This window comes from Spirillospora sp. NPDC049652 (genome assembly GCF_040675125.1).
Lineage (GTDB): Bacteria > Actinomycetota > Actinomycetes > Streptosporangiales > Streptosporangiaceae > Spirillospora.
In genome coordinates this window covers 1-16,421 of record NZ_JBFAOF010000070.1, presented here as the reverse complement: position 1 = coordinate 16,421, position 16,421 = coordinate 1, and the positions used below count along the sequence as shown (strand labels likewise).

Here is a 16,421-nt window from a genome sequence, read left to right as displayed (position 1 = left end):
GCCTCGACGCCGCCGACCGGCAGGCCGCGCATCCTCCCGGTGCTGGTCACGGCCACCGGGACCGAGCAGGGCGTGGACGACAAGGAAGGCCAGCGGGCGATCAACCTTCAGTCCGACGTGCTGTTCGCCGTGAACAAGGCCGATCTGACCCCACGCGCCGACGATCTGCTGCGGAAGGTCGCGCAGCAGATCGACGCGTCCAGGGGGACGGCCGTCAAGGTGGACGGGCACGCCGACAACACGGGCAACGACGCGATCAACCAGCCCCTGTCGGAACGCCGGGCCCAAACGGTGGCCAACCGCTTGAAGGGCCTGGTGACTCGGCAGGGCGTCACCTTCCAGGCCGCCGGACACGGCTCCGGGCAGCCGATCGCCGACAACAGCAGCGCCGAAGGGCGCCGGCGTAACCGGCGTGTCACTGTCACCTTCCCCAAGCCGCCCGAACCCGCGCCCGCTCCCGCACCCGGCTCGGCCAACGGGCAACAGCCCGTCAACTTCTTCACGCCCGCACCCGCGATCAGCAGTGGTGAGATCGCCGCCTCCGATGGCCTGCGCTACGAGATCAACGGGATCCACCGCACCGGTGACGGCATGCTCCTCCTCGTCTGGACGATCAAGAACGCCGGGACCACCGTCCACAACACGATCAACTTCGACCGAAGCTCCGCGATGTACGGAAGCCTTCCGGCGTGGACCGGGCCTTCGACGCGGGGCGTGATGCTGGAGGATCCGGCCGCCAAGATGCGCTACTGGCCGCTGGAGACCACGGTGGGCCACTGCGAGTGCTCGCTGTTCGTCAGCAGCATGAGGAGCACGCTTCGTCCCGGTGAGAGCGTGACCGCCTGGAACCTGTACAAGGCGCCGGCGGACATCAGCACCTTCGACGTCTCCATCCCCTCCGACAAGCAGCTCGGAGCCGTCGCCCGCGGCATCCGCGTCCAGTGACGGAAGGGCTGGGCGCGGGCGGGGCCAGGTCCCGCCCGCGCTCAGCCGTAGGCCCAGGAGGACGCGCGTTCGGCGGCGGCCGCGGCGCGGCTGATGCGGCGGCGGTGAAGAATCGCGGCGAGGCCGCCGCCGAGGGCTGCCTGGACCGGCCACAGGACGAAGCCGAGCAGGTCACCGAGGCTGAACTCGCCGGCCCCACCGGCGACGGCGAGCCCGGAAAGAAGGATGAGCAGAGCGGCGTACCCGATGCCGCCGGCCAGCGCAGCTCCGGTTACGACACGTCGCGCGCTGCCGGAGCGGATGTTGACGAGTCCGGCGACATAGCCGCCGAGTGCCCTGATCAGGGTGCCGCTCACCCAGGACATGACTCCCGCGGCGACGCCGGGGTCCAGGTCCGGGTCGCTGTTCAACGCGGTGATGATCAGCACGACCAGTGTCCCGAAGAAGGCGATCGCGGATCCGGCGGCGAGTGCCGCGGCGTACCTCACTCGCCGCCCCCGGCGATCCGGATCGAAGAGATCATGCGTTCGGCTCCCGCTGAGTCGAAGCGGCTCTGGTCGGCCCAGTAACGAATGTCGTACTGGGGGCCGGACGCGGTTCCGATGATGACGTCGACCTGTTTTCCAGGGCCTGACGGATACGTCGTGTCAAGTATCTCGGCGTCAGCCGCGCCGGGGATGGAGACGGGCTTCGTGGAGAACTGGACATCCGGCGTTTTCGTCTGGATAGCGCCCTTGATCAGCTCACGTCGAAGGGCGACCCCGCCCAGATCGCGCCCACCTTTGAAGACCACAAGCCCCGGCGGGGATTTTTCCCCCGGATTTTGAGTTCGGCCCCCTGGAGCGAGCGTGAGGGCCACGTCCTGGCCGTCGTTCTCCACGCGTGCCATCCCGTCCGGCGGCTGGAAGGAAAGGGTCTCCACGGTGAGGGTCCCCTGAGGAGGCCCTGTCGATGCGCCGTCGCTCGGCTTCGCTCCCGCACGGTTCTTGCTCGACCCTCCACAGCCGCTCAGGGCGGCGACCAGCGTGAGGCCGGCCGCACAAGCCGCGATTCTTCTCACGGGAATTCCTCTCAGCCTCGGGGGCATTTGGCGAGATTCTGCCAGCCGAACTGGGGGGCCTCATGGTCGAAGTACTTCCCGGAACGGTACTTGGCCCACGTGTTCTCGTTGGACCAGCCGATGCCGAAGCCTTTTCTCTTGATGCCCTTCTCGCCATTCGATCCACTCAGGTCATTGGTGTTCCCCGAGGTGTCGTACTCGTAGCGAACCTCCTGGCCGTGCTGGCCCATCCTCTTGCCCAGGGCCTGGAGGTTGTCGAAGATATTCGGGCCGATCTTGGGTACCGCCGTCATTCCGGCGGGTGTCGCGAACACCTTGTCGAAGGCGGCGCGGTTCTCCGGGTTCGTGAGGTCGAGAGACTGGATCTGACTCCACCGGTGTCCTCCGGAGAGCTTGGTCTTGCCCTCTCCCTTCTTGGCCGGCTCGGGAGACTCCTTGGTCAGCGAGCCGGTCAGGCCGGCGGCGTAGCGCACCTCCTTGTCGAACTGGATGTTGAAACGCGTCGGATTTCCGTTTCTGTCGAAGGTGACGGTCTGGGTGCCGGTGATGGTGCCGCCGCCTTCGAGTATCCCCTTGATCTCCGGTGTGATGAAGGCATTGACCCCGAAGCCGCCCTGGACTTTCCCATTGGCGTCCAAGGAGAATTTCGTTGCCCAGACCCGGCTGCCGTTGTTTTCCGGGTGTGCCTTGTCGTCGAGGGTCACGGTTACCTCCGAGGAGGACGTGAACTTTCCTTCGGCGGAGATGCCGAGCGAGGCGAAAAGCCTCTTCTTCTGCTCGTCGGGGGGAGGATTGGTGTTGTTGCTGTAACCGACTCCGCCGGATACCTCTCCGCCGACGCGGAAGGTCACCGCGTTCGGTGTCTGCCCTTCCTGGGCGTCGAGCTTCGACGTGTCCTTGCCGAGGAGCTTGTACCAGCCCTTCTTGATGAGATGGGCGCCATAGGCGGCGCCATTTTCCGCCGCCTCCCCGTTCGCGCCGCCGAGGCCACTGAGAAGGCGCTGCCACAGTGCCCCCCGTCGAGAGTCGAGAAACCGTTTGGCGTCGGCGTAGTCGTTCCCCTGGGAGTCGGGCTTTGCGAAGTCGTAGCGGAAGGCGAGCTCGTTGTTCATGCCGGCGAACGCGGAGACGTTCACCTTGCCGTTGTTTCCCTGCTTCAACTTCTCGTTGAGCTGCCCGAGCTTGCCGATTCCTGGGATGTCCGTCCGGTCACCGGTCTCCACGCCGACGCCGCTCTTCCCGGTCAGTGTCACCTGGGCTGAGCGCTCACCGGTGACGGGGTCGACCTGGGTGACGATGCCGTCCTTGCCCGCCTGGTCCCCGCGGATCCCCCGGAACGAGGCGTTGAACCCCATCGACCGGTTGGTGTCGTCGACGTTGCACTTGGTGAAGGTCGGCTTTCTGGGGCCGGTCGCCTGGCCGCTGCCAGCGCAGCTGCCACCGAACATCCGGCAGATCGCCGCGCGGACGTTCGGCTGGACCATGGTCGACACGGACAGGACGAGGACGGCGAGAGCCGCCGCGCCCAGCATGATGAGGGCGCCGTATTCCAGGGAGGAGGCACCCCGATCCCGGCCCTGGATCTCCTTCACCCTGCTCATGACAAGCGACCGTAGGGCGAGTGTAAAGGAGCGTGAAGGGCCTCAGGGCCCAAAGGCGCCTTCAGTCCGTCGTCAGATGAACCAGTGACTGAGGGTGGTGGAGTCCCGACTCAGAGAGGATTCGGGATGCGCTGAATCGTGTATACGAGGAGGGTTATGGGGATAGGAGCGAAGATGATCGAGGTGACGGACTGCGCTATCAGGCGGCCGCACTTCTCCGGACCACCCAGCCGAAACTTGTCGGGTCGACGCGGGTTATACCGCAAGGTCACCCGCTTCCCTATGTCACTTGGGCCGCCCTGGGAGACGCTATTGGATGCGGTCACCTTGACCCCGTCCTGAGTGACATAGGCGACGACCATCCAGTAGACCGTTTCGAATGAGCCGTTCACTTCGGCTCGTCCTTCGTTGTTTCCTACGACGACCCCGTCGACCAGCGGCCAGTTACTTGTGCGGATCTTGTCGACGAGGACTATCGACGGGAACAGCCAGGCGGCGAAGAGCATGACCGACGCGATGAAGACGAGGAAGTTCGGCAATGGTCGACCTTCGCTGTGGGCGGGACGGTAGGTCAGAGGCGGTCAGGGTGATCGATCAGGGCGTATCTCAACTTTTCCAGACGGGGGCGGAGGTCCTCCAGTCTTCCTCCGCTGGTGCTGTAGTCCGCGCCGTCCTTGCTGAGGTCGAAGTCGGTGACCTTGTGGCGGAAGGAGCTCCCCGGGTAGGCGTTCTGGGCGAACGAGGCGACGGCCAGGTCCACCTGGACGATGGCGGAGCTGAGGATGTGGTCCCGGTACGCGGCCAGGCGGGGCTGGGCGTACTGGTCGCCGACGCTGCCGATGACGTACCGTCCGGCGGAGGCCACGGCTCGGACCACGGCCTCGCCCGCGCCGCCCGCGGCCTGGAACACGACGTCCGCTCCGGCATCGGTCGCGGCCTTCGCGGCGGCGCGCCCCTCGTCGGCGTTCCCCGCGTAGCGGGCCGGGAGAAGCCGGACACCCGGCCTGGCCTTCCTCGCACCGGCCTCGTAGCCCTGCTGGAACCGGGGCGTCCAGGCGTCGCGTCCGCCGACGAAGCCCAGCACGCCGGTGCGCGACCGGAGGGCGGCGGCGGCCCCCACGAGGTAGGCCGCCTGCTCCGGATGGAAGCATGTCCCCATCACGTTCGCGCCGTGGATCGCACAGTTCGAGGGGTCCAGCACGAGGAAGCGCGTGCGAGGGTAGGCCGGCGCGACCTTCTCCACCGGAACGGTGTAGGCGGAGCCCACCGCGATGACCATGGTCAAGCCGCGTCCCGCGAGGTCACGGATGCGGGACTCGCGGTCGCCGTCGGTCTCTCCCGTGCGTGCGGGGGCGGTGACCGGCTCGAACTCGGCGTCCTTGCGGGCTCGGTCCAGGCCGGCCAGCGCCGAGTCGTTGAGCGCCAGGTCGCCGACGCCGTCCGGAGTGAGGGCGACGCCGACGCGGATGGGACCCGGCGGGGGAACGGCCTGAGCGAAGGAACAGGCGGTGGCCTGCGCGAGAAGGACGGCACAGACGAGCGCGTGACGCACCCTCATCGGACGTCCTTCCGGCCGATGCAGGACGGGTCGTACCAGGTGACCCACCAGAGCGATCCGCGGTAGACCGAACGCTGGAACCGCCAGGCCGGAGGGTGCTGCGGCCAGGTGTCGGCGGCCGTCACCCCCGCGGGCCATTCGACGACCGCCATGCAGACTCCCGGCCCGACGCCGTCGGACGGGTCGAACCGCTTCAGGTGGGTCCACCAGACGCGTTCCGCCACCACGGAGTACATGATGCCCGGGATCGGCTCGACGACGTCCGGCACAGGATGCTCCACGCCGGGGACGTGCCGAGCGATGACGACCCCGCCGGAGGCGATCGGGGGAGGGGGCGTTGAGATGACGTCGTTCTCCCCGAACCGCCATACCGTCAACGGCGGGACGGAGAGGGCCACATTCAGTACGGCCAGGGTGATGGCGAAGCGGACCGTCCCCCAGCGGAGCAGCGCGGAGAGCAGAGCCAGGATCACCGAGGCGACGACCGAGGTCGTCATCAGGTGAGGAGTGGAGTAGCTCCCGCCCAGGAGGGCGATGTCGGGAAAGTCGCCCATCCTGAAGTCGTAGGTATGGAGCCGGTCGCCCAGGTAGAGAACGAGCCAGCCGCCGAACCCGCAGAGGGCGACCACCGCCGCGAGCGTCCGGCGGGTTCGCTGGAGCGACGCCAGCCCGATCAGCGTGTAGGGGAGTGCCACAAGGCCGACGTAGCGTTCGTAGGCGAAGTTGCCCACGCGGTGCTCGTTGGGCAGCGCGGCGGCTGAGGCCACGGCCACGCCTGCGGTGGTGAGCAGCAGGACGACCGTCATCAGCCGGTCGGCGGACCTCCCTCGCCGCACCGTGATGAGCGCGGTGACCAAGCCGACCGCGGCCAGTCCCCAGGAGCCCGCTGACATGGCCCACAGTTCCCCGCCGCCCGCGGTGACCGAATGCAGCAGGCCCGTGGGAGTCGTCAGCCGGTCGATCGCGATCGACTGGAGGTTGCTCGGCCCTCCCGGATAGAGCGCGGTCCTTGCCTCGGTGTTCAGCGTCCAGGCCGCGGCCGTGCCGACGGCGGCGACGCCGAGCGCCCAGAGCATTGCGCTTCTCCCCGGAGCCGGACGCCACCCCGGCTCTCCGTGCCGCCCCGGTTCTCCTTCCTGCCCCGACGTTCCGTGCCACCGTCGTGTGAACGCTCCCAGGGACGTGTGCCGCAGCACCGGAAGGGACACCAGGACCAGCCAATGCATCGCCAGGACGACCATGCCCCGCATGTGCATCGAGTACATGTAGGCGGCCAGCAGGCTCGCGACCACACCTTGGCCTGCGCGTCCGTCACGGACGAATCGGTCCAGCGCAAGAAGCCAGCCCAACGCCAGGACGGGGAGGACCGCGTCCGTCATCACCGTCCTGCTGTACAACGTCGCCACGGGCAGGAATGCGGCGGCGCAAGCGAGGACGAGTGCCTCGCGCGGCTTCATCCCGCAGCGCAGCAGCAACGCTCGCCCCAGGGGGAACGCGAGTGCGCCGACGACCGCGTTGATACCGAGCACCAACCGGTACACCGTGGCCGGATCATGGACGACCAGGTACACCGGGGCGAACAGGAGCGAGTATCCGGCCTGGTAGAAGGTCTGGCCGGTGAGGTCCATGCCGGCGCCGCCCGCCAGCCAGCGCCCGGCCACCAGGTAGCCGCTCTCGTCCGGGACGTACACCGGCGTGGTCCGTCCCCACGACATCGCCAGGCGCACCGCGACGTGGACGACGTATCCGGCGGCGAGCAGCCAGAAGAGCCGCGAGGGACGCGAGGCGCGGAGGCGCCGGGCGACGGGCTGCTCAGCGGTCAGCGTCATGGAACCGTCCCAACCGGATAGAGAGCGGGAACCGCGCCGCCTTCCCATGGCCCGGCCTGTGGTGGCGGCCGGCCCGAAGGCCGATGTCAGCCCGAGAACCGGCGGGCCGAGGTGGCGTCACGTCCCGCGAGTGGGGAAATCTTGACGGGCACACCTGTCTGTTGTGCTTCGACTATTTGATTATCGCCGTAATAAATGGCCACGTGATGGGGAACTCCGCTTCCGAAGAAGATCAGATCCCCGACCTGCAGCGCATTCAGGGAGACGGGAATTCCGCGACGGTCACTCACCTGGTCTCCGGTGTAGTGCCCGAGTGCCAGGCGTCCCTTCGAAGCCTGGTAGACGGCGTACAGGCTGAGCCCGCTGCAGTCGAAACCGAGGGTCGACGCGCCGCTGTACCCGCCGGGTGAGCAGCAGATCCCGAAGGACGGACCGCTGTAGGTGCCGCCTCCCCAGGAGTACGGAGTCCCCAGCCAGCACAGGGCCCAGGCCACGACCCGCTGCCCGAAGGGCTTGGAGTCGATCTTGACGCTGTCTTCCTTGGCGCACTTGTTGACCGCCACGCCCGCGCCGCCGGTGGGCCCGCCGAACAACGTCCGGGGGGCTCCGGTGTACGGGGTGCCGTCGGCCTGGTCCACGAGCCGGATCTTGAAAAGCTTCTGGACCTCGTCGAACCTGCCGCCTAGGACCTGGAGCGTATGGCCGTTTCCGTTGCACTTGACCCAATCGAGGGCTCCTGCCCCACTGGCGTCCGGCGAGAGGGCGCGGTAATGGAATTCGCAGTGCGGCTGGATGATCTTCGCGGAGGCGGTGGCGGTGCCGTACCGTCCGATTCCGCTCTTGCCCCGGCTGTCGGTGCACAGGTTGCGGCGGTGGCGAAGGTCGTCCCGCTCCTTCTCGGTCAGCTCGTTGTCCCGCTTGAGCTGGCATGTCAGGTTGCGGACTTGAACCGTCGCGTTGTCCCCGACCATGCCGGAGAGGTCGACCTTCTGCACCGCGGCGTTGTTCTGCTTGGCGTACTTCTCCGCGGGGATCTTGGGCTCCTGGGTGACCTCCCAGTAACCGGCGCCGCTCGGGTCCTGTCCCCTGATGAGCATCCGGGCCTGCTGGTCGCGGAGCGGAGCCAGCACGCCGAGAGCCGCGGCGTCCGCCCCGGTCTGCGCGCGGGTCATCATGTCACCGGCCTGGGCGATCCGCCCGACCAGCAGGAAGCCGGCCGCGAGAGCGATGGCCATGCCCATGATGAGAGTCGAGGAGGCGATGCCGGCGTCCCCCTGGCGGCCACCGGACCTGAAACGCAGCAGCACGGTGTTCCCCGTCATCAGTGATCGGAAGGATTCCCGAGCACGGTAGAACCCGGCGCCGGGGAAAGGACAGGGTCCGGGGTCCCAATTCCTTCACTGCCGGAAGTCGGGAGAACCGAAGGAACGCGGCGGATTGTGCTGAGGCGAAAGGGGGGCTTCGACCTTCCGCCGGTTCTTCAACTGTTCGTCGTCGGCCGGTTCCGCAGCGTTCACCGAGTCCCTGCCCCAGGCGACCAGGCGGTCCTCAGGCAGAACCGCGCTCGGCTCTTCGGACGGGGTGAGCGGCGCGCCTGGTGCAGGGAAGGAACTGCGCTCGGTGAGCGATGGTGCGGTCGCGCGGGGCGTGTTTTGGGCGAGGGACTTTGCCGACGGTGGAAGCGTCGGAGCCTGGGAGGGGCCGTCCAGCCGGACGGTCGGGGCCGGTGGTGGGGAAGTGGGAGAGGGGGGCGGAGGGGAAGGGGGGTGGCGAGGAGCGCCGGACTGCTCGGTGGAAGGCGGTTGACTGATAGGTTCCTTCGGAGTCAGGACGCCGTGCGGGTCGCTCAGTCCGCCGTCACCCGCCCACGCCCGCTGCATTTCTCGGGCGCTCTGGCGGGCGGCGTGGCCGATGACGCTCGCGACCACGATCCCGATGGATCCGCCGAGGAGCGCCTCGATGAACTGGAGAAGCGTTCCTAGTGCCGGCTGGCCGGGGGCGACCCGAATCGCCATCCCCGCAAGCATCACCAGCGGGGGAACGGGCAGCGCCACGGCGATCACGATGAGTTCGCGGTAGCGGCGTCGGACGACTGACGCGCTCACATAGGTCATCGCGACGCAGAACAGCAGCCAGGGGAAATGGACCCGGACGACCTGGCTGTTCACCGCTGCCGTCTGCTCGGCAGGGGTGAGCACGAAGCGTGCGAGGAGGGCCATGGCGGCCACGAGAGCCGCCAACAGCCATCCGTTCAGAATCGCACGCATGGCCCGCACGTTATGTGCCGGATCCGGCCACCCCAAGGGTCTGCGGACCTATACCAGGACACGGGTTTCGGGCTTCGGCCGCTCGGAGCAGGGTCGCCGGGCCCGGCGCGTCCCCGCAGATGAGCCCGGTGGACGCCGATCATCGGCAGGCTTTCGCTGCGAAGAAAAGTCGCTGGATCCGAATTCGTCCCTGTCGCGTCGAAAGGGTCGTTGGGCCTGAGGGCTCATGTGCTTTCCGGGCTCGCCGAGTTTGATGACGCAGACTTATCGGTGCGGGACAGGGGAGAGTGATGGTCATCCTGGCGCTGACCGCCTTGGGGCTGCTGGTGGGGGCCCTGGCGGCGCCGCTCGCCGTGCCCTACGTGGGCGAGGTTCCCCGGCGCCGCCGTGTCGCGATGGGGGTCGTGACCGCGGCCGGGTTCGGGCTGCTCGGGTGGCGGGTCGGCTGGCAGCCGCACCTGCCCGCGCTGCTCTACCTGGTGGCGGTGGGGACGCTGCTGTGCTTCATCGACGTCGAGGTGAAACGGCTTCCGGACCGGTTCACCCTGCCGTCCTACGGGATCGCCGCGGCGCTGCTCGCGGCGGCCGTCCCGTTCACCGACGACGGACTCGCGCGGTTCGGGAACGCGCTGCTCGGCATGGTCGTGCTGCTGATGATCTACGGGGTCCAGGTGGTGGTCGTGCCGTCCGGGCTCGGCCTCGGGGACGTGAAGCTGTCGGGGGTGCTCGGGCTGTACCTCGGCTGGTTCGGGCAGAGCGCCTGGGTGCTGGGCCTGCTGCTGACCTACCTGAGCGGCGGCCTGGTCGCGATCGCGCTGATGCTCGTCCGCCGCACCCGCAAGGGCGAGTTCCCGTTCGGGCCGTACATGGTCGTCGGCGCGGTCGCCGCCGTCCTGCTCGCGCCCGCCTTCGCCACGACCACCTGACCCCGGCCCGCACACCCCGCCCCGCCCCGCCTCCCGCCCGCCGTTCCGGCCGGCGGGAGGCGTGTACGTTGTGCCGCATGTCGATCTCGGCGGTCCCCCTCCTCGTCTGCGGCGTGTTCGCACTGCTCGGGCTGGTGCTGGCCTGGTGGGGCGGACGCGAGCTGCGGGACGTGCTCCGCGACCTCCGGACGTTCGTCCCCGCGACGGCCGAGGTCGTCGGGGTCCGGCAGGACGGGGTGGGCGAGGACGCGTCGTACCACCCGGTCGTCCGCTTCCAGGACGCGTCGGGCCGCAACGTCGAGGCCGCCGCCCGGTACGGGGACCGGAGCCCGTCCGCGCGCGAGGGCACGACGGTGGAGGTCCGCTACGACCCCGCGAATCCGGTGGACGTCATCGTCGCCGGGTGGTGGCGCAGCGGCGCGGGCACGTGGACGCTGTGCGCCGCGACGGGTCTGGTGTTCCTGGTCATCGGCGTCCTCGGGCTCGCGTACGCGCTGTGATCGTGCCGTTTGGGACCTGGGGCCCGGGGGACCCCGCACCGGCCCTCGCGGTCCGGTGACCGTGGGTCCCGAATGGGGTCCGCACCGGGGCCGTAGACCCTGGTGAGGGACGTGCCGCGGTTCGTAACGTCCGGACTGTGGGAGCGCGAGCGGGGCGACGGGGCAGGGCCCCGGACACAGGGGCCAGCGGGCTGGAGTACGCGGCCCTGATCGGCGTCGCCGCGGTGATCGTCGGCCTCTTCGCCACCCTGACGGGGAGCGTCGCCGGGCCTTCGATCACGGCGGCGGTCTGCCGGATGTTCGGGGGCGACTGCCAGCCGCCCGACAAGGCCAGGAACGACGCGGACTACCGCCCGGACAAGTGCCTCGCCAAGCAGGCCGAGGAGAAGGGCGGCTACGTCATCAAGATCGCCTTCTTCAAGATGGGCGAGGAGTGGGGCTTCCTGCGGCAGGAGTTCTCCGACGGCACCGTCCGGCTGACGCTCACCGACACCGCCTCGGTCGGGGTCGACGCCACGCCGAAGAAGCTCAGCGCCACCTGGGACACGGGCAAGATCGGCGACCTGGACGGCAAGGGCAAGCGCGAGGTGAAGCTCGGCGGCAGCCTCAAGTTCGGCTACGGCGACACCTGGACGTTCAAGAACGCCGCCGAGGAGAAGAAGTTCCAGGACGCCATCATGCAGCAGTGGGCGCAGCAGCAGGCCATCCAGCACAGCGAGAACCCGGGCGCGACCGGCTTCGGGCTCTGGCTGTCCAACCAGATCACCGGTGACGCCGACGTCCGGAACCCGAACATCACCTTCGGCAAGGTCGGCCTGGAGGGCGGCGCGAGCGGCGCGTTCAAGTCGGTCGGGACGAACGGGTCGGCGGAGGTGAACACCGGCAACATCTCCCTCGAAGGGAAGATCACGCCCGAGGTGATCGTCTCCAACAACAAGGACAACGGCGAGCGCCAGTACACCTACCAGTGGACGGGCGAGGGCACCGGGTCGGCGCAGGCGCTCGGCATCGGCGAGGAGCTGAAGGGCGGCGTCACCGGCGCGGTCCGCATCACCCGCGACAAGAACGGGAAACTCAGCCGGATCGAGTTCATCAACACCTACGAGTACCAGGTGTCGAGCAAGGACGGCCTCGGCGGCAAGACCGGCGGCGGCAACAGCGGCTCCGGTGAGATCAAGCAGGGGGAGAAGCGGGTCCGGACGACCACGACCGTGCTGGATGTCAACGACGGCAACCGCCCGGTCGCCGAGAGCTGGCTGTCCAACAACGCGGGCAACTTCCTCCAGGGGCTCGGTTCGGCCGTCCCGCGCGCGATGACCCCGTACGCGGTGACCCAGGATCCGGGGCCCGGCGGGTCCGCGTTCGACCGGCTGCTCTACGACCAGGCCAAGGTCAGCGCGATCAACTACAACAACGTCCAGGACGCCTACAAGTTCGGGGCCGAGATCAACCTCGGCCGGAGCTTCGGGTTCGAGGCGACCTACCAGAAGAACCTGCAGAATGTGCTGGGAGCGCAGTACCTGGGTGCTCCGCGCGACGGTGTCCGCCAGTACGTGCCGTGGCCGGAATGCTCCGGCGGCTGAGGGGGCCGAGGACGTCATGAAGGACGAAGTCGTCATGAAGCGCCGCGCCGCACCGAAGGACCGCGCCGCACCGAAGGACCGCGCCGCACCGAAGGACCGCGCCGCGAGAAGGAGCCGAGCCGTCAATCGGGTGGGTCTCCCCGCCGGGGTCGTCCTGCCGATGGCGCTGGCCGCGGCGCTGCTCGCCGGCTGCTCCGGTGAGCACGCCCCGGCCAGGCCCGCCGGGTACACGGCCGTCCAGACCAAGCGCGTCGCGCTCGCCTACCCGTCCGGCTGGCGGCGCTTCACCGAGAAGGGCGCGGCGTTCGCGGCGCAGAGCGCCGACGCGCGCGTCCGGCTGGCGGTGCTCGAACGCCTCGGCAGCGCCACGGACGCCGGACTCGCGATGGCCATGGCGCAGAGCGGCGTGCAGCTCTCCGACGGGTACCGCATCGTGAACGAGCGTCCGGCGAAGGTGTACGGGGCCCGCGACGGACGCCGCGCCGACTACACCTACACGATCACCGAGGCCCCCGGCCGGACCGTGCCGGTGGAGGCGGTGGACCTGGCGATGGTGGACGGCGACCGGCTGCCCGCCGTCGTCCGGATCTCCTGGCGGCGCGGCGCGCTCGACCAGGCGACCGTGAACCGCATCGTCGCCGCCGTCCGGATGCTCTGAAGGAGGACCGCGTGGAACTGGCCAAGGCGTGGGGAGCCGCGCTCGCCGTCTGGATCGTCGGCTCGATGCTGACGGCCGTCGTCGCGGTGGCGGCGGACCATGACCGGCTCGCCGACCGCATCCGCCTGGAGTTCGCCCCGACCCTGCTGCTGAACCTGCTGGTGGTGGTCGTGGCCGGGTTCCTGTACCGGGGGGAGTCCGGACGCGGATGGGTCGTCGCGATGGCCGGGGTCCCGCTCGCGGCCTGGCTGCTGAACGTGGTCCTGTGGACGGTCGGCGGCGCGCGGCTGAGCGACGTCGGCCTCGGGACCGCTGCCCAGCTCCTCGGCGTCCTGCTGGGGGTGCTGCTCGCCGGTCTCGTCCGCCGCCGGACCGCCGACCGGTCCTCCCTGTACTGAGGCCGGCCCTGTACTGAGGTCGGCCCTGTGCTGAGGCCAGCCCGGTGCTGACACCGGGCCCGGCGGCGGACTCCCGAAGGACCGCCGCCGGACGCCGCGTCAGCCGCAGAGGCTCTGGCCGGAGTTCACGCCGCCGGTGATGGAGTCGAGGGCCTTCGGCGGCAGGAGCTGGAGCCCGTCCCTGCCGAGGGCGAGCCGGATCGTTCCCGGCGGCGTGTTCGCGTCCGGGGCGAGGACGGCCGTGGGCGCGATGCCGGCCAGACGCGTGACCTGCCCTTCCGAGGCGGGCGCGAAGGTCAGGCTGGTCTGCTGGGTGGGTGCGGCCTTCTCGACCTTCTTCTGGACGTCGAACCCGCGCCGGTTGAGCTGCTGGACGATGCGCGTGACGTTCTCGGGCGCCGCCCCCGCGTCGACGACCGTGACGCGCGGCTTGCCGGCCGGCTTCGGCTTCCCGTCCGCCGTGCCGGAGGCGCCCGGCTTTCCGGACGGCTTGCCCGAGGCGCCGGGCTTCCCGGGCGGCGTCGGCTGACCGGCGGTCTCCGGCGAAGGCGGCGCGGACGGCAGGTCGTCGTCGTTCTGGATCGCCTCGAACAGCGCCTTGGCCTGCGACTGGTCCCACTGGACGCGGTTCGGGTCGGGCGCGTACGGCTGCACCGGGACCGTGACGAACCGGACCTGGCCCGCGCTCATGTCCTTCAGCCCGTCCGCGATCTTGCGCATGCCGCCGAGGTCGAGCTCGTCGTCGGTGGTGACCGACGTGGTCGCCGCCTTGAGGAAGCGGTAGGTCTTGGCCGGGTCGGTCAGCATGGACGAGCCGGTCGCCTTGCTCACCACCGACGCCATGAACTTCTGCTGCCGCTGGATGCGCTCCAGGTCGGAGCCGTCCCCGAGCGAGTAGCGGGCGCGGACGTAGCCGAGCGCGTCGTCGCCCTTCACGGTCTGCCGCCCCGCCTTCAGGTGCAGCTCGGCGCGCGGGTCGTCCACCGGCTTGTCGAGGCAGATCTCCACGCCGCCGAGCGCGTCCACCATCCGCTTGAACCCGACGAAGTCCACCTGGACGAAGTGGTCGATGTGGATCCCGGTGAGCGACTCCAGGGTCTTCCATGTGCAGGTCGGTCCGGCGTTGGCGAACGCCTCATTGATCATCCCGAAGTGCGCCGGGACGTCGGTGCCCTTCTCCCGTTCGCAGCTCGGCATCCGGACCATCGAGTCGCGCGGAAAGCTGATCCCGACGGCCTGGTCCCGGTTCGGCGACAGGTGCAGCAGGATCGTGGTGTCCGACCGCGCGCCCGCGATCTCCGCCGCCGAGCCGTACCGGCCGTTCTCGCCCTCGCGCGTGTCCGACCCGACCAGCAGGATGTTCAGCGACTTGTTCAGCTTCGCCGGACGGTTCGCGCCGAGCCGACCCTTGACGTGCTCCTGCCGGATGTTGCCGCGCAGGTCCTGGTAGAGCCACGCCGCGACGCCCCCGGCGAGCAGCACGACCCCGGCCATCCCGCCCGCGACCCACCGCAGCGCCCGCCGGCGCCGCGCCTTCTTCTGGGACGACCGTCCGGCGCCGTCGCCCGCCGCACCGAGCCCCGGGATCTCGGCCGAGTCGCCCGCGCCGCCACCGCCCTCGGCCGCCGCCCCGGCGGGGTCGGCGTCCGCGTCCGCGGCTTTCTCCTGAACGGCCTCCGGCTCCGCGCCCTCAGCCTTCTCCGGGGCGGCCTCCGGCTCCGCGTCCGATCTCGGGGGGACGGACGGTCCGGTGTCCTTGGGGTGGTCCGCGCGGGGACGTTCGAGTTCGGGGTCTTTGTCGCTCATCCGGTCCCGTTCAGGTCAGCACTGGTGGTGGCGCGGGATCGCCCAGCCAAATTATGGGGCCAAACGGCGCAAAGTACGTCAGCGGCCCCGCCGTCGCCGTCCGCAGGTCAGGACGGGTTGTGCCAGTTCGGAGCATCCGAGGGGGGCGGCCCGCCCGTCGGCGGAGGCTGCACGGCCGGCGGAGGCTGCACGGCCGGCGGCGAAGCCTGCCAGGAAGGCAGGGAAGCGCGGGCCGGCTGGAAGTAGGGCTTCGACTTCCCGTTCCACAGCAGGATGACGATCGCCAGCCCGGCGAGCCACGTCACGACACTGATCGCGGAGTTCACGGCTGGGCCGACGCCGATCTCGTACCCGTTCGACGCCCTCGCCCATACGGCGGTCACCCCGGCCAGGGTGCTCAGCGTGTAGAGGCCGAAGAGGACCGTCCCGGTGATGCGCGCCCACTGCCGTCCTGCCCGGTTGGCGAACGCCATCCAGGTCCACAGGCCGACCCCGATCAGCGCCCACACCCCGGCGACCACGAGGACGATCGTCATGAGCAAGTCCAGATTCGAATCCCTCTGCGCGATATCCGTCAGGTACACCGACCGCAGCTCGCCTATCTGGACGACCGTGACGAGGAAGCCGAGCACCTGCAACGCGGCCGCGCCCAGCATCAGAAAGAACGCGATCTGCAGCGTCTGCGGAAGGGGCGGACGCTCCGTCGCCTCCGCGTACTGAGGACCGGGACGAGGGGGAGGGGCGTAGGACATCGCATGCTCCGTCCGTCAGAGGACGCCGCCGAGACGCCCGCCTGCTACTCCTTACTGACTACCGACCCTTCGCAAGGGTTCACGTCCCGCTCCTGAAATTCGGCTTCCGAAGACCACCGACCCCTGCGCAACCATGGCGGTGCGGCCAAGGTCAGGGGATGAGGAGCGTCTCGACGCCGGCGGGGAGGCTGTCGGAGAGCCCGGCCTCGACGAGGAAGTTCTCCAGGGTCTCCTGGAAGGCCTGGGCGGCGTGGGTGAGAGCGACGTCCTTGCGGTGCGCCAGGGCGATGGTGCGGCGCAGACCGTGGTCGGGGTGGGCGCGCCGCCCGCCGCGCGACGGGTCGTCCTCGTCAGTGATGACCAGCGCGGTGCCCTGCAGCCCCGGCCGTCCGGCCAGCACCATGCTCGGGACGACCGCGATGCCGAGCCCCGCCTCGACGAAGCGGAGCACGGCGTCCATCTCGCCGCCCTCGACGGCGAAGCGCGGCTCGAACCCCGCCGCGCGGCACGCGCCGATCGTGGCCTCGCGCAGGTCGTA

The 16,421-nt window shown here is 69.6% G+C and carries 17 protein-coding genes; 6 read left to right on the top strand and 11 right to left on the bottom strand.

Annotated elements, in window-relative coordinates; all coding sequences use genetic code 11:
- Positions 1 to 945, top strand: a 945-nt coding sequence (locus AB0J52_RS07810; RefSeq protein ID WP_500180787.1) for an OmpA family protein, incomplete at its 5' end; no start/stop codon positions are given.
- A 41-nt stretch (positions 946 to 986) separates the two neighbouring features.
- On the opposite strand, the gene AB0J52_RS07805 is transcribed toward AB0J52_RS07810, so the two are convergent.
- The 8 genes from AB0J52_RS07805 to AB0J52_RS07770 form a co-directional block, all read right to left on the bottom strand.
- A complete protein-coding gene (locus tag AB0J52_RS07805; RefSeq protein WP_500180786.1) occupies positions 987 to 1,433 on the bottom strand; it encodes a hypothetical protein in 447 nt (148 codons plus the stop codon).
- Entirely contained in the window at positions 1,430 to 2,005 is a 576-nt protein-coding gene (locus AB0J52_RS07800; protein WP_500180785.1) for a hypothetical protein, read from the bottom strand. The genes AB0J52_RS07805 and AB0J52_RS07800 overlap by 4 nt, the downstream gene beginning before the upstream one ends.
- Before the next feature lie 11 nt (positions 2,006 to 2,016).
- On the bottom strand, positions 2,017 to 3,606 hold the full coding sequence (locus tag AB0J52_RS07795; protein ID WP_500180784.1) for a hypothetical protein: 1,590 nt from the start codon (positions 3,604 to 3,606) through the stop codon (positions 2,017 to 2,019).
- A 110-nt stretch (positions 3,607 to 3,716) separates the two neighbouring features.
- Entirely contained in the window at positions 3,717 to 4,145 is a 429-nt protein-coding gene (locus AB0J52_RS07790) for a DUF3592 domain-containing protein (protein WP_500180783.1), read from the bottom strand.
- 32 nt (positions 4,146 to 4,177) lie between these two features.
- Entirely contained in the window at positions 4,178 to 5,164 is a 987-nt protein-coding gene (locus AB0J52_RS07785; RefSeq protein WP_500180782.1) for a BMP family ABC transporter substrate-binding protein, read from the bottom strand.
- Entirely contained in the window at positions 5,161 to 6,993 is a 1,833-nt protein-coding gene (locus AB0J52_RS07780; RefSeq protein WP_500180781.1) for a hypothetical protein, read from the bottom strand. Before AB0J52_RS07780 ends, AB0J52_RS07785 begins: the two co-directional genes overlap by 4 nt.
- 86 nt (positions 6,994 to 7,079) lie before the next feature.
- Positions 7,080 to 8,300, bottom strand: a complete 1,221-nt coding sequence (locus tag AB0J52_RS07775) for a C40 family peptidase (RefSeq protein WP_500180780.1) — start codon at positions 8,298 to 8,300, stop codon at positions 7,080 to 7,082.
- A 90-nt stretch (positions 8,301 to 8,390) separates the two neighbouring features.
- Complete coding sequence (locus tag AB0J52_RS07770; RefSeq protein ID WP_500180779.1) at positions 8,391 to 9,260, bottom strand: hypothetical protein; 870 nt, start codon at positions 9,258 to 9,260, stop codon at positions 8,391 to 8,393.
- Positions 9,261 to 9,550: 290 nt separating this feature from the next.
- Between AB0J52_RS07770 and AB0J52_RS07765 the strand changes: the two genes are divergently transcribed.
- From AB0J52_RS07765 to AB0J52_RS07745, 5 genes are all read left to right on the top strand, one after another.
- Positions 9,551 to 10,186, top strand: a complete 636-nt coding sequence (locus AB0J52_RS07765; RefSeq protein ID WP_500180778.1) for a prepilin peptidase — start codon at positions 9,551 to 9,553, stop codon at positions 10,184 to 10,186.
- 77 nt (positions 10,187 to 10,263) lie between these two features.
- A complete protein-coding gene (locus tag AB0J52_RS07760; protein WP_500180777.1) occupies positions 10,264 to 10,686 on the top strand; it encodes a DUF3592 domain-containing protein in 423 nt (140 codons plus the stop codon).
- A 137-nt stretch (positions 10,687 to 10,823) separates the two neighbouring features.
- Positions 10,824 to 12,269, top strand: coding sequence for a hypothetical protein (locus tag AB0J52_RS07755; RefSeq protein WP_500180776.1), 1,446 nt, complete (start codon positions 10,824 to 10,826; stop codon positions 12,267 to 12,269).
- Positions 12,270 to 12,285: 16 nt separating this feature from the next.
- On the top strand, positions 12,286 to 12,927 hold the full coding sequence (locus AB0J52_RS07750; RefSeq protein WP_500180775.1) for a hypothetical protein: 642 nt from the start codon (positions 12,286 to 12,288) through the stop codon (positions 12,925 to 12,927).
- 11 nt (positions 12,928 to 12,938) lie between these two features.
- Complete coding sequence (locus tag AB0J52_RS07745; RefSeq protein ID WP_500180774.1) at positions 12,939 to 13,325, top strand: hypothetical protein; 387 nt, start codon at positions 12,939 to 12,941, stop codon at positions 13,323 to 13,325.
- 99 nt (positions 13,326 to 13,424) lie between these two features.
- Here AB0J52_RS07745 and AB0J52_RS07740 read toward each other — a convergent pair whose 3' ends face one another.
- The 3 genes from AB0J52_RS07740 to AB0J52_RS07730 all read right to left on the bottom strand — a co-directional run.
- Positions 13,425 to 15,131 carry an LCP family protein gene (locus AB0J52_RS07740; RefSeq protein ID WP_500180773.1) on the bottom strand — a complete coding sequence of 569 codons (1,707 nt, stop codon included), beginning with the start codon at positions 15,129 to 15,131 and terminating at the stop codon, positions 13,425 to 13,427.
- Between the two features lie 107 nt (positions 15,132 to 15,238).
- Positions 15,239 to 15,883 carry a hypothetical protein gene (locus AB0J52_RS07735; protein ID WP_500180772.1) on the bottom strand — a complete coding sequence of 215 codons (645 nt, stop codon included), beginning with the start codon at positions 15,881 to 15,883 and terminating at the stop codon, positions 15,239 to 15,241.
- A 151-nt stretch (positions 15,884 to 16,034) separates the two neighbouring features.
- Positions 16,035 to 16,421: LysR family transcriptional regulator substrate-binding protein (locus tag AB0J52_RS07730; RefSeq protein WP_500180771.1), on the bottom strand; the 387-nt coding region annotated here is incomplete at its 5' end.